This window comes from Streptomyces sp. NPDC021100, from assembly GCF_044333095.1.
Classification (GTDB): Bacteria; Actinomycetota; Actinomycetes; order Streptomycetales; family Streptomycetaceae; genus Streptomyces.
Genome location: NZ_JBIRQH010000002.1, coordinates 495,949 through 508,018 on the forward strand (window position 1 = coordinate 495,949; position 12,070 = coordinate 508,018).

Sequence of the window (12,070 nt, forward strand, 5' to 3'; positions counted from 1 at the left end):
GCCACGTGAGACCGGGCCGGTATGTGAGAACGGGCCGCCATGTACGCCGGACTGCCGCGTGCGGCCGCACCGTTGTGTGCGGCCGGATCCCTACGTGAGGTCGGATCCCTGCGCGAGGCCGGATCCCTACGTGAGGTCGAACTCCCCGTCGCGCGCGAGGCCGACGAAGGCGCGCCACTCCTCCGGGGAGAAGATCACGGCCGGGACGTCGGGAGTGCGCCGGTCGCGCAGGGCGACGTAGCCGTCGATGAAGCCGATCTGGACGTCCCCCGTGCCCGGAACGCCCGACTGCCAGGTGGCGTTGGCCAGGTCCAGGCGCTGCCGCCGGTCGTCCGCCAGGTGCTCGGTCGCGCTCTTCGCCACGTGCCGTTCCCCTCCCCGTCGCGGGTGTTCCGTCCCGCCACCCTAGCGATCCGGCGGCGTCCGGGACAGGCCGCCGACGGCCGTGGAGGCGGATCGCCCGGACGGGTGAGGGGAATTCCGAGGCCGCCTCTTGACGTCCACGGCCGGTGGCTGGTTCTTTTGCCCGGAAGGAAGCTACCGAATGATCGGTCGGGACAGTGGGGGTGGGTCATGACGGCAGCCGCGGCGCTCGACGCGGGAGAGCGCCTGTCGCACGACGGGCTGGCGACGCTGCAACGGGAGCGGCTGCGGGCGACGTTGCGGCACGCCTACGACAACGTCGCCTTCTACCGCCGGGCGTTCGACGAGGCGGGGGTACGGCCGGAGGATTGCCATACGCCCGCCGACCTTCCCCGCTTCCCGTTCACCACCAAGGCGGACCTGCGCGCCCACTACCCGTACGGCATGTTCGCCGTGCCCCGCGAGCGGATCCGGCGCCTGCACGCCTCCAGCGGTACGACGGGCGAGCCCACCGTCGTCGGCTATACCGAGCGGGATCTGGACACGTGGGCCGACCTCGTCGCCCGCAGCCTCCGCGCGGCGGGGGCCCGGCCCGGCGACACGGTCCATGTGGCCTACGGGTACGGGCTGTTCACCGGCGGCCTGGGCGCGCACTACGGCGCCGAGCGGCTCGGCTGCACGGTGGTCCCCGCCTCCGGCGGTATGACGGCCCGTCAAGTGCGTCTCATCCGGGACCTCCGGCCGGACGTCATCATGGTGACGCCCTCCTACATGCTCACCCTGCTCGACGAGTTGGAGCGGCAGGGCGTCGACCCGCGCGCCACCTCCCTGCGCGTCGGCGTCTTCGGCGCGGAGCCGTGGACGGCGGAGATGCGCCGCGAGATCGAGGAGCGGTGCGGCCTCGACGCCGTCGACATCTACGGCCTCTCCGAGGTGATGGGTCCGGGCGTCGCGCAGGAGTGCGTGGAGACCAAGGACGGCCCGCACCTGTGGGAGGACCACTTCTACCCGGAGATCGTCGACCCGGTCACGGGTGAGCCGCTGCCCGACGGGGAGCCCGGGGAGCTCGTCCTCACCTCGCTCACCAAGGAGGCCATGCCGGTCGTGCGGTACCGCACCCGCGACCTCACCCGGCTGCTGCCGGGCACCGCCCGGGTGTTCCGCCGGATGGACCGGATCACCGGCCGCAGCGACGACCTGATCATCGTCCGCGGGGTGAACCTGTTCCCCGGGCAGATCGAGGCGGTCCTGCTGCGGGTCCCCGGCGTCGCGCCCCACTTCCAGCTCCGCCTCACCCGGGAGGGCCGGATGGACCGGCTGACCGTGCGGGCGGAGGCCCGTCCGGGGGCGACGCCGGAGCAGCGCGCGGCGGCCGTGGAGACGATCGTCCGGCGGGTGAAGGACGACGTGGGCGTCTCGGTGGCCGTCGAGATCGTGCCGCCGGAGACGCTGGAGCGGTCGGTGGGCAAGATCCGGCGCCTCGTAGACGAGCGCTGACGAGCTCCGGTGCCCCCCCCTGAGCGCAAGGGCGTTCGCCTCAACCGTCACTCCATCGTGGGAGTCTTTCGAGTCGTCCCTCAACGAGGGAAGCATGTTGCGCTTTGCGCCACTCGCTCCACGCCCTGGCCGTCGGCGGGCTCGTCCCGCTGACCGGTGCCGGGCCCTGCCCGCCGCCGCGGCGGCGGCACCGGGCACCACTCGCGGTGAACGGCCGTCCGCCGGCGGGCTGTCGGCGGTGATCCGCGACACCGAGTACGGCATCCCGCACATCCTGGCCGACGACTGCGCGGACCTCGGGTTCGGCGACGGCTGAGCGCAGGCCGCCGACGCGGTCTGCACCCTGGCCGACGGCTTCGTCACCGTACGCGGGGAGCGCGCCCGGCACTTCGGGCCGGACGCGACCTCGGACCGCTCGCTCTCCGACGCCTCGACCGACCTCTCCAGCGACCTCTTCTTCCGGGGCGTCTGCGACGCCCGGACCGTCGAGAAGCTGCTCGACCGGCCGGCGGGCATCGCGCTCGACGCGCTTTTGGGCGAGCACCGGTTCATGGTGCGGAAGGGGAAGAGGATCCCCGTGCCGGGCGGTACGGAGGCGCTGGGCGCCTGGAACAAGGGCGGGGCCCGCTGGGACGGGCCGCGCAGCGTCTACCCCGAGGTGTCCATGGGCACCAGCTACGTCCAGGCGGTGGGTTTCGACGGCGGCTCCTGCCCGGTGACGGCGCGGACGCTGCTGACGTACTCCCAGTCCGACGACCCCGCGTCGGCCCACGCGAGCGACCAGACCGGGCTGTTCTCGAACGGCCGGATGATCCGCGGCCGGTTCTGCGAGCGGGACGTCCTCGCGTCGCCGGGGCTGCGGGTGGTGCGGGTCGCCCAACGGTGAGGTGATCCCAACGGTGAGGTGACTCGGGCCCGTTGACGCGGCGCGCCGCGTCGTCGTGGCGCGCCCCGTGCGCGTCGGGGACGCTCAGGCGCGCGCCCGGCGGTGCTGCGCGGCCTTGGCGCGGTTGCCACAGGCCGCCATCGAGCACCAACGCCGCTTGCGCGCGGCCGAATTGTCGTAGAAGCGGGCGCCGCACCGCTCGCCCGCGCAGACGCGCAGCCGGTCGCGGTCCGCGCCGCCGAACATCTCCGCCGCGTCCACGGCGATCCGGCTGAGCGCGCCGCGCCCGTCCACCGGCGGGACGCCGGCCGTCAGCACGGGGACGCCGTCGCGGACGTCGAGGCGGGGCGGGTTCTCGACGGCGCGGGCGAGCCACGCGTTGAGGACCCGCTGGGAGGCGGCGGGGAAGGCCGTCCCCTCGACGACGGCGAGCAGCCCGGCGTCGACGGCCTCCCGCAGCTCGACGGCCTGCGCCAGCAGGGGCCCGTCGACGGGGATGCAGGCGGGGCCGATCGCGGCCGCCTCGAACCAGGCCGTGAGGTCGGCCGGTTCGCGCAGGAGTTCCCGGCCGCCCGCCCAGCGGTCGCGGCGGGTGTTGACGAAGTCGACGCTGATCCGGGTGCCGTACCAGACCCAGTCGCGGTCCTGACGCTCTTGCTCCGCACTCATAACCCCATGTGAGGTTACCGGCCACAAACGAAGTAACCACACAACCGGTTACTCCGGTGGGTGGGGTACGGAGAGGGGTGGGCGCGATGATGGCCGTGGCGGAAGGAACGTCGAAGGACAGGGGCGGGGGCGGGGCCCGGATCTGGCTGCTGGCGCTGGGCATGTTCGCCATCGGGACGGACCTGTTCATCGTCTCGGGGCTGCTGCCCTCGATGGCCGGCGACCTGGGCCTGTCCACGGCGGCGGCCGGCCAGTCGGTGACGGTGTTCGCCCTCACCTACGCCGTCGCCGCGCCGGTGCTGGCGGGTCTGACGTCGACCGTCGACCGGAGGACGCTGCTGGTGGCGGTGCTGATCGTGTTCGCGGCCGGGAACGCCCTGTCCGCCTTCGCGACGTCCTACGCCGTGTTGCTGCTCAGCCGGGCCGTCGCGGGCGCCGGTGCGACGATCTACGCCTCGACCGCGTCGGCGGTGGCCGCCGGGATCACCTCGCCCGAGCGGCGGGGACGCTCCCTGGCCCTCGTCTACGCGGGCATGACCACGGCGATCGCCCTGGGCGTGCCGCTGGGCAGCGCGATCGGCGACTTCTCGTCCTGGCGCTGGGCGTTCGGCTTCGTCGCCCTGCTGGCCCTGGTCGCGCTGGCCGGACTCTGGCCCGCCCTGCCGTCGGTACCGGGCCCGGGCGGGTCGGGGGTACGGCAGCGACTGGCCGTGTTCCGCGTCCGCCACGCGCCCTCGGCGCTGCTCGTCACGGCGTTCTGGGTGGTCGGGACCTTCGTCGTCTACACCTACCTCGGCGCCCTGTTCGACCGCGCTGGGCACGTGGGGACGGGCCTGCGGCCGTGGCTGCTGCTGCTCTTCGGCGTCGGCGGATTCGCCGGCGTGATGGCCAGCGGCCGGCTCGCCGACCGTGTCGATCCGCGTGCCGCCCTCGCGACGTCCGTCGCCCTGCTCGCCGTCGTCCTCGCCGTCCTCTCCCCCGCCCTGCGTTCCACCGCGGGCACGGCGGTGGCGCTCACCGCGTGGGGGTTCGCCCACTGGTGTGCCTTCCCGCTCATCCAGCACCGCCTGCTGCACATCGGCGGCCGGCACGGCGACATGCTCCTCGCCCTCAACCAGAGCGCCCTCTACCTGGGCCAGACCCTGGCAGGCGCCCTCGGCGGCCTCATCGTGGGCGCGGGCCGGCTGGGGTCGCTGCCGTGGGCGGGTGCGGCGTTCGAGCTGCTGGCGCTGCTGGTGCTGGTGGTGGGGGCGACCCGGGCCCGAGGAGGTGGCGGAGGACGCGGGAACGGCCCGGCCGCGCGCGAACGCGGCGGCCCCGCCGAACGCCGGGCGGACGCGGAATCCTGCCCGTCCGGCGTGTGAGGACAAGCGGCGGGGCCGCTTATCGTGTCCGCCCGGCGGGCCTTCCCCGCGGGGTGCGGGGAAGACACGGGAGCGCGCCCTCCGACCGAGCCGCGGGGGCCGACCCCGTATGCGCGGGGAAGACAGCGCGGGCACCGCCACGTGGACGCTGCCTTCCGGACCACCCCCGCCCGCGCGGGGAAGACCGCAGCCCGTCGCCCACGCCACGGGCGGGAGTCGGACCACCCCCGCCCGCGCGGGGAAGACATCAAATACGCCTACACATGGTGGCGATACGGCGGACCACCCCCGCTCGCGCGGGGAAGACCCTTCGTGAGCTGCGCTGTTGCCCGGTCAGGGTAGCGTTTTCCTTCGCCTCCGTGGCGCGGCGTTTCACAGCCCGCCGCATGGCAGCGCACCGGCCCCCCGACCGTGAGCACGGACACGCGCGTCGCGCCGGACAGCCTGCGCTCGGTGCCTCCTGTGTACTCATCCGTCGCGCTGCCGGCCGATGCCCGCCGCTGCCCATCGGCGCGAAGCCGCATGGCATACGGCGGCAACGGCCTTCCACGCGCGGGACCGTGCGCGTTCGTCCGGTCAGCCCTCCTTGGTGCGCGGGAGGCCGTCGTCGAGGACGATGCGGATGGTTTCGCCCCGGCCGGAGACGGTGGCGAGTTCGGAGGCGATGCGGTGGTAGGCGGTCGCCGCGAGGGCCCAGTCGGCGTCCAGGGAGGCGACTGTGGAACGTGCGTTCCACAGTTCGATGAGCAAAGCGATGAGGGAGCGGCCGGACAGCACCGTCTGGATACGGCCGTCCTTGGCGTCCTCCACCGCCGGCGGGGTACGGAAGTGGCTGTGGCGGACGGCCAGGGCGCAGAGCCATTCCCAGGTGTCGCGATGAGCGACGAGCTCGGTGGACGCCACACCGGCGGCTTTCAGGAGCAGCACGCCGTGCTCGACACGCGGGTCCTCGGAGCGGTGCTCCGGTGGCCGGAGCGCGGCGGGTGGCGTCCCGGCCGGCCCGCCGGTCTCCGCGCCGTGGTAGGCGGTCTCGATCGCGCGTTTGAGGGCGGAAGCCTCGTCGGTCTCCTCGCCGTGAGGCTGCGGTCGCTGTCCGGTGTTCTCCACGGTCTCCCCCTGCCGGTCGATGTCGGGCGTGGTGTCCACGTGCGGTGCGGCGGCCGGGTCCCCCGGGTGCGGCTCCGGAGCGGCGGCCGGAGGGGCCGCGGCGCGCAGCAGGTCGGCGAGCTCCCCCAGTTGCCGGAACAGTTCGGCCCGGGTCCCGTTCAGGTCACCGGTCATCCGGTCCTGCCGTCGGCGTACTTCCCGGTTCTCCTCGCGCAGTCCGGTGACGCCCGTCTGTACGGCTTCCTGGATCTTCAGGCGGCTCTGTGTGACGCCCCCGTGCAGCGCGGCCAGCCCGACCGTCGGGTCGTCGAGCCGCTCCAGCCTCTCGCGGATCTCCCGCAGCTCGTTCATCGCGTCGTCGAATGCCTGTTTCCACCCCAAGGCGACCCCCACATTGCCCAGTTCGAGCGACCGCTCGTATCTCCCCACCGGGGCGTCGTATGACGCGGTCGTTTCCGGCCTTCGGCGTCAGCCGCCGGGGTACGCCGCTCCGCGCTCACCCGTGAGGGACGTGTTGTGTCGCGGCGCCGTGGGGTCGGTGTGACGCTGTGCGCGGGGCCGGCGGCTCCGGCCTCGGGAAGGACGAGAGCCGTGATCGATCCCGTACAGGTTCTGTGGTCACCCGCCGGGGAGTCCATGCCCTCCCTGGGCTCCGACGCTCTGGTCGACGTCCACGACGGCGATACACCGAACATCCGTATGCCCGTCCGCATGCTGTCCGTCGACGGGGCGCAGGACGCGGCGCACGGTGGAGGAGCGGCCGTCCGCGCCGGCCACGAGCCCGGCGGTCACCGCCTCTCGGGTGGCGCGGGCGCGGCCTGCCGTCCTGACGGCCGTGCCCCGTTCTCCCTGGCGGAACGTGATGCCGGGGGTGGCGCGCACCGTGCGTAGCAGCAACGCGGCGAGGACATGGTGGTACATGCTCACATCGGTGCCGTAGGGATAGGGGCGGTGCGGCGGAGGTTTCCCGTCAGGTGCGTGCAGCCGGAACCCGCGGGTGCGGTGCGTTCCCGGCCTGAGGTGATGATTCCCATCCGGTGCGGTGCGCTCACCCCCGCCGGGTGGAGCCACTCTCCGGCCAGTTGGCGGACGGGGGCCGGGCAGGGGCCCACGGCGAGGGCGGTGGCGCCCCACCGGGCGAGGCGCTGTGCTGTCATGCCCCCGCTGGCCCGGCTCTCGCGACCAGCACATCCACGGTCCGCACGAACTCCCCCTCGGCGTCTCCCAAGAGGGCGGCCGCGACGACCTGCACCGGGAGAACCCGGAGGCGTCCACCTGGAGTTGCTCCCCCAGGCCCATGGGGTGTTCCTGCATCGTCACGCCCAGCTCGCGCAGGAAACCCGCGCGCGAGGAACCGTGGGGGGCGGGCCGGCACCCCCTTCCCGATGCCGGCCGCATGCCCGCCAGATGGTCCTGGCTGTCGGCCTCGAGCCCGGTGGCCTCACCGTCGACCACGTCGACGCCGAGAGCAGCCGGCTTCTCCCCCTGCTCGTCGGTCAGTTCCGTCGCGGTGTGCAGCAACAGCGTGACGTCCGTGGACACTTGACGGAACAACAGCGCATGGTGGAAGTCGCCGAGCACCCCGCTGACCTTGCCCCGGACTTCCCAGCCGTGGCAGTACACGCAGTGCGGCACGCCCCGACCCCACCGTTCGGCCAGGCCTGGCACGTCCGGCAGCACATCGACCAAACCAGTGGTCACCAGCACTCTGTGTGTCCGTAGGTGCTGCCCTTCCTCGGTGACAACCCGGAAGCCCGCGCCGTCCCGGGAGATCCGCGTGACCTGCCCCGCAACGACATGACCGCCGTACGACGCGACCTCCTCGCGCCCGAGCCGCAATAGCCCCGGAGGAGAGATACCCTCGCGGCCGAGCACACCATGGGCACCGGCAGCCGGAGCATTGCGGGGGTTCCCCCTTGTCGATCACCGGAACCGGCCGGCGCACCCGGGCCGGATTCAAAGCCCCGGAAAGGCCGGCGGTCCCACCCCCGGCCACCACGACGTCCCAGGCCTGTTCATCCACTCGTATCGGCTCGAACTCGCTCATGCCATCAGCGTGCGACGGCGCCACGGACGCCGCAAAGGCTCTCGCGAACTGGCAAGGCGCGCCGGTACCTCGCCGTCGGCGGTGGCCCGCCGGCCGGCTGAGGGCCGGGCCCACGCCGACCATCTTGCCGGTTCGGCAAGAGGATTCGTCACCTGCGGACCCGTGTGTGCAGGGTGTGTCCCGACGGTTCCGGCTCACCACCGACACGAGCGGCATGTCGGTGGTCGAAGTACGTGAGGAAGCAGCGGATGGAAAGTCGCCACGTCGTGATCATTCCGATCGAGATCGATGAGGAAAAGGAAGCCGATTATCTCGCCGCATGGCAGGATGCCGCGAAGGTGATGGCGGCGCAGCCCGGTTTCATCCGGACGTACATGTTCCGCACGATCGTTCCGGGAAGCAGATTCCCTCTCGTCAACGTGGCGGAATGGGAATCCACCCGCCACTGGGAAGAGGCAATGAATGTCTGCCCGATGATGGGACAGCGGATAGCCGTCGCCCATGCCTCGAACTACGAGGCGATCCGGACGGTCCTGCCTCCGCAGAGCCCGAGTTCCGGCGACGGTCGCGTGCCCGCTGACCTGTCTCCTGTTGAGGCACGTCGCCGCGCCGAGGAGGGGCGACTCACGCTGGTCGATGTCCGTGCAGACGATGAATGGGCAGCGCGTCGCCCGGCCGGCGCCGTCCACGCCGCGCTCAGCACATTGCCGGCGTCGCTGTCGGATCTGCCTGACGGCCCACTGGCCTTCGTCTGCCGCACGGGCGACCGCAGCGCGCAGGGCGGCGTGCAGGCGATCCGCGCGGGCCGGTCTTCCGTCTACAGCGTGGCGGGCGGCCTTGAGGCGTGGGAAGCAGCGGGGCTGCCGGTCGTCCTTCCCGGGAGCGAAAGCGCACAGAACAACGGCGATCGCGTCGCAGATGCGGTGCGCGAGAGCTGACGAAAGCAAACCCGGCAGACAACCGTCGCATACGTCCGCCGGTATGAGGCCGGCCGGATACGCCGTCCGCCCGCAGTCTTCGGAAAATTCGCTACCGTCATTCCAGACGGCGACCGTTTGCGCGATGACCCAGAAAATGAGAACCGCGGATATGGCGAGCGGTTCGGAGTGGCGCAACGGTTCCGGAGCTTCGGCGGCGGCTTCCCGAAACGGAACTACCCGGGTACACCAGCCCGGAGAGGAGTCACGCCATGTTTTTCGTCGACACCCTGGAGTTCGAGGGGCTGGGCAACCGTAGCTATCTGGCAGGGGGTCGGAGGGCTGCGGTCGTGGTCGACCCGCCGCGGGACGTGGATCAGGTGATCGCCCTCGCTGCGCGGCGAGGAGTGCGCATCGCCTACGTGGCGGAGACGCACTTGCACAACGACTACGTCTCCGGCGGGCTGGAACTGGCCCGCCTCACCGGCGCCCGCTACCTCGTCCCGGTCGGGGCCCGCGTCTCCTTCCCTCGCGTTCCTGTCGCGGACGGGGACGTGTCCGAGGTGGACGAGTGCCTGGTGCTGCGCGCGATAGCCACCCCGGGTCACACCCCGCACCACACCTCGTACGTCCTGGAGGAGGAGGGAAGCCCGGTGGCTGCTTTCACGGGCGGCTCGCTGCTGATCGGCTCCGTGGGACGACCGGACCTGGTGGACCCGCGGCTGACCGAGCAACTGGCCCGTGCCCAGCACGCTTCCGTCCACCGGCTGGCGGCGACACTCGACGACGAGGTGCCGGTGCTGCCCACGCACGGTTTCGGCAGCTTCTGCTCCTCCTCCCAGGCCGAGGGCGATGCCAGCACGATCGGCCAGGAACGCGCCGGCAACGACGCGTTCACCCTGGATGTCGACGACTTCGTGAAGCGGGTCCTGGACGGGCTGGAGAACGTGCCCGCCTACTACACGCACATGGGCCCGGCCAACGCCGCCGGACCCGGGCCCGTCGACCTGACCCCGCCCGAGCCCGCCGACGCCGCACAGATCGCCGAACGGCTGGCGGCGGGTGAGTGGGTGGTGGACCTGCGCAGCCGGGTCGCCTTCGCCGACGGCCATGTGGCCGGATCGTTCAACTTCGAAGGCACAGGCAAGCCGGCCACCTATCTGGCCTGGCTGATCCCGTGGGGCAAGCCGGTCACCCTGCTCGGCGACACCCCGGCGCAGATTGCCGAGGCGCAGCGGGAGCTGGCCCGGGTCGGTATCGACCGCCCGGCCGCCGCCGCCACCGGTGATCCAGCCGCCTGGGTCCGTCAGGGGGAACGGCTCGCTGTCTTCCCCCGCGCCGGCTTCGCCGGCCTCGCCGCCGCACACAAGCGCGGCGAGGACGTGGTGGTGCTGGATGTGCGCCGGGATTCCGAACGTGCGAACGGCTTCATCGAGGGCTCCGCGCACATTCCGCTCCACGAACTGCACGGCCGGGTCGGCGACGTGCCGGACGGCACGGTGTGGGTGCACTGCGCCGGCGGGATGCGCGCGGCGATCGCCGCTTCTCTCCTGGACGCGGCCGGACGACAGGTCGTCGCCGTCGATGACGGCTTCGAGGCGGCCGCCGACGCGGGCCTGAACCTCATCCGGTCATGAATCCCTTGCTCCACCCGCACAGAAGGTACGTGATGTTCCTCTACCGCCAGGCTCTTGGCTGTCTCGGCCCCGTACCGGCCCACCCCCGCGTCACCGGTACCGCGATGCCCTCGTCCGGCGACAGCGAACACAGTGGGCGAATAGCGTGACCGCCCTGATCCTGGCCCTGGTTGCAGGAGCCGTTGTCGGCCTGATGCTCGGCGCCCTCGGCGGCGGCGGCAGCGTCCTGGCGGTGCCCGCCCTGATCTACCTGCTCGGCTTCACCCCCGCCTCAGCCACCACGGCCAGCCTGATCATCGTCACCACCACGTCTCTGACCGCCCTGTACGCGCACGCCCGGGCCGGGCGGGTGCGGTGGAAGGCCGGAGCGGCATTCGCAGCCGCCGGGATTCTTCCGGCGGCTGTCGCCGGGGCCGCCTCCGCTCACCTGCCTCAAGCCGTCCTCACCCTCGCCTTCGCCGCCATAGCCGCCCTCTCCGCCATCAAGATGCTCCGGCCCGCTGACACCGCCCGCCCCAAAGACGGAGGTGTACGGCCAGGCAAGGCAGCCGGGGCCGGTGCCGCACTCGGCACGCTGACCGGACTGCTCGGTGTGGGTGGCGGCTTTCTCGCCGTCCCCGCCCTGGTCACCGTCCTGGCCTTCGAGATGGATGCCGCGGTCGGCACCAGTCTGCTGATCATCACGGCCAACTCGCTGGCCTCCCTGGCCACTCGCTCCGGCACCGCTGCCTCGGTCGACTGGGCGCTGATCGGCCCGTTCACCGGAACCGCGATCCTGGGCGCCTGGGACGGCAGGCGCATGGCCGCGAAGGTCTCCGCGCCCCACTTGCAGCGCGTCTTCGCCGTGGTCCTGCTGGCCGTGGCCGCCTTCATGCTCGCCGACGCCGTGACGTGACAGCAGCCCAGACCGGCGACAGACTTCTCCAGGCGGGCCCGCATCCGCCCGGTTTCCCCGGTACATCGCCCCCGACTACTCGAAGGCGGAGCGGGCCGCCCTCACCCGGCGACAGCGCTCCACCTTCGACTTCGACCTCATCGGGTCCGGCTGGGCCGCGACGTTCATCATTTACCCCTCCTTTCCCGGGGAGTTGGACCTACCGCTGACCCTGGAGGCCGCCGACAAGACCGTGAAGGGGAAGAAGAGCGTCCGGAAGGAGCCCGCCACCCTGCTGGGGTACGAGCACCGGGCCCTGGAAAGGCTGCACGACGTCACTCAGAAGGTCGTCGACGGCACGCCGCTGCTCCCCGGCGAGTCCTTCTCCTGGCGCCAGCGCTACCGCGCCGACCTGCGCACCCGCGAACTCTTCGGCCCCGGGGACTACTTCCGGGTGCCGCCGGTGTACCGGTTGTGGGGCTGGCCGAAGGGCGTCAACGAGGTGATCGGGCGGCTGAATCCGATTCCGTCCCGGGAGCGGGTGATGGAAGGCGGGGCGGTGGTGGCTGAGTGACCGCTGTCTGAGCCATGCCCGCGGGCCGATGCCCCCCGCACGCGCGGGGACCATGCCAGCCACCGAAGCGGCGTCACCGACCCCGCCGGGCCACCCCCGCACGCGCGGGGACCACCCTGATCACCTGGCCACCTG

At 72.2% G+C, this 12,070-nt stretch carries 11 protein-coding genes and 1 pseudogene; 8 read left to right on the forward strand and 4 right to left on the reverse strand.

Translation table 11 applies throughout. From position 1 onward, the window contains the following. Positions 1 to 126: 126 nt before the first annotated feature. Entirely contained in the window at positions 127 to 363 is a 237-nt protein-coding gene (locus ACH4PU_RS05865) for a DUF397 domain-containing protein (RefSeq protein ID WP_398266594.1), read from the reverse strand. A gap of 210 nt (positions 364 to 573) precedes the next feature. On the opposite strand from ACH4PU_RS05865, the gene paaK reads away from it, so the two are divergent. From paaK to ACH4PU_RS05880, 3 genes and pseudogenes are all read left to right on the forward strand, one after another. Beyond that, positions 574 to 1,860: a phenylacetate--CoA ligase PaaK gene (gene paaK / locus ACH4PU_RS05870; protein WP_398266598.1), complete on the forward strand. Its 1,287-nt coding sequence runs from the start codon at positions 574 to 576 to the stop codon at positions 1,858 to 1,860. Positions 1,861 to 2,026: 166 nt separating this feature from the next. Continuing rightward, positions 2,027 to 2,371: pseudogene (locus ACH4PU_RS05875) on the forward strand (penicillin acylase family protein); the annotation flags it as partial. Between the two features lie 66 nt (positions 2,372 to 2,437). Then, on the forward strand, positions 2,438 to 2,746 hold the full coding sequence (locus ACH4PU_RS05880; RefSeq protein ID WP_398266976.1) for a penicillin acylase family protein: 309 nt from the start codon (positions 2,438 to 2,440) through the stop codon (positions 2,744 to 2,746). Between the two features lie 84 nt (positions 2,747 to 2,830). Here the strand turns inward: ACH4PU_RS05880 and ACH4PU_RS05885 are convergent, their stop codons facing one another. Further along, a complete protein-coding gene (locus ACH4PU_RS05885; RefSeq protein ID WP_398266601.1) occupies positions 2,831 to 3,415 on the reverse strand; it encodes a CGNR zinc finger domain-containing protein in 585 nt (194 codons plus the stop codon). A 95-nt stretch (positions 3,416 to 3,510) separates the two neighbouring features. On the opposite strand from ACH4PU_RS05885, the gene ACH4PU_RS05890 reads away from it, so the two are divergent. Continuing rightward, the gene (locus ACH4PU_RS05890) at positions 3,511 to 4,779 is read left to right on the forward strand and encodes an MFS transporter (RefSeq protein WP_398266604.1); all 1,269 of its coding nucleotides are present in this window, start codon (positions 3,511 to 3,513) and stop codon (positions 4,777 to 4,779) included. 576 nt (positions 4,780 to 5,355) lie between these two features. Here ACH4PU_RS05890 and ACH4PU_RS05895 read toward each other — a convergent pair. Together ACH4PU_RS05895 and ACH4PU_RS05900 are read right to left on the reverse strand one after the other, a co-directional pair. Beyond that, complete coding sequence (locus ACH4PU_RS05895; protein ID WP_398266607.1) at positions 5,356 to 6,315, reverse strand: hypothetical protein; 960 nt, start codon at positions 6,313 to 6,315, stop codon at positions 5,356 to 5,358. Positions 6,316 to 6,504: 189 nt separating this feature from the next. Beyond that, a complete protein-coding gene (locus ACH4PU_RS05900; RefSeq protein ID WP_398266610.1) occupies positions 6,505 to 6,807 on the reverse strand; it encodes a hypothetical protein in 303 nt (100 codons plus the stop codon). A gap of 1,374 nt (positions 6,808 to 8,181) precedes the next feature. Here ACH4PU_RS05900 and ACH4PU_RS05905 point away from each other — a divergent pair. From ACH4PU_RS05905 to ACH4PU_RS05920, 4 genes are all read left to right on the forward strand, one after another. Beyond that, positions 8,182 to 8,871: a rhodanese-like domain-containing protein gene (locus ACH4PU_RS05905; protein WP_398266613.1), complete on the forward strand. Its 690-nt coding sequence runs from the start codon at positions 8,182 to 8,184 to the stop codon at positions 8,869 to 8,871. Between the two features lie 251 nt (positions 8,872 to 9,122). Then, entirely contained in the window at positions 9,123 to 10,487 is a 1,365-nt protein-coding gene (locus tag ACH4PU_RS05910) for a rhodanese-like domain-containing protein (RefSeq protein ID WP_398266616.1), read from the forward strand. Positions 10,488 to 10,632: 145 nt separating this feature from the next. Next, entirely contained in the window at positions 10,633 to 11,382 is a 750-nt protein-coding gene (locus ACH4PU_RS05915) for a sulfite exporter TauE/SafE family protein (protein ID WP_398266619.1), read from the forward strand. Between the two features lie 193 nt (positions 11,383 to 11,575). Continuing rightward, positions 11,576 to 11,935 (forward strand): hypothetical protein, encoded by a 360-nt coding sequence (locus ACH4PU_RS05920; RefSeq protein ID WP_398266622.1) that lies wholly within the window; start codon positions 11,576 to 11,578, stop codon positions 11,933 to 11,935. Positions 11,936 to 12,070: the final 135 nt, after the last annotated feature.

Excerpts from the sequence above, each read along its gene's own strand:
- ACH4PU_RS05900 (WP_398266610.1), bottom strand. The coding sequence starts at position 6,807 with ATGTACCACCATGTCCTCGCCGCGTTGCTGCTACGCACGGTGCGCGCC.
- paaK (WP_398266598.1), top strand. The coding sequence starts at position 574 with ATGACGGCAGCCGCGGCGCTCGACGCGGGAGAGCGCCTGTCGCACGAC.
- ACH4PU_RS05885 (WP_398266601.1), bottom strand. The coding sequence starts at position 3,415 with ATGAGTGCGGAGCAAGAGCGTCAGGACCGCGACTGGGTCTGGTACGGC.
- ACH4PU_RS05910 (WP_398266616.1), top strand. The coding sequence starts at position 9,123 with ATGTTTTTCGTCGACACCCTGGAGTTCGAGGGGCTGGGCAACCGTAGC.
- ACH4PU_RS05905 (WP_398266613.1), top strand. The coding sequence starts at position 8,182 with ATGGAAAGTCGCCACGTCGTGATCATTCCGATCGAGATCGATGAGGAA.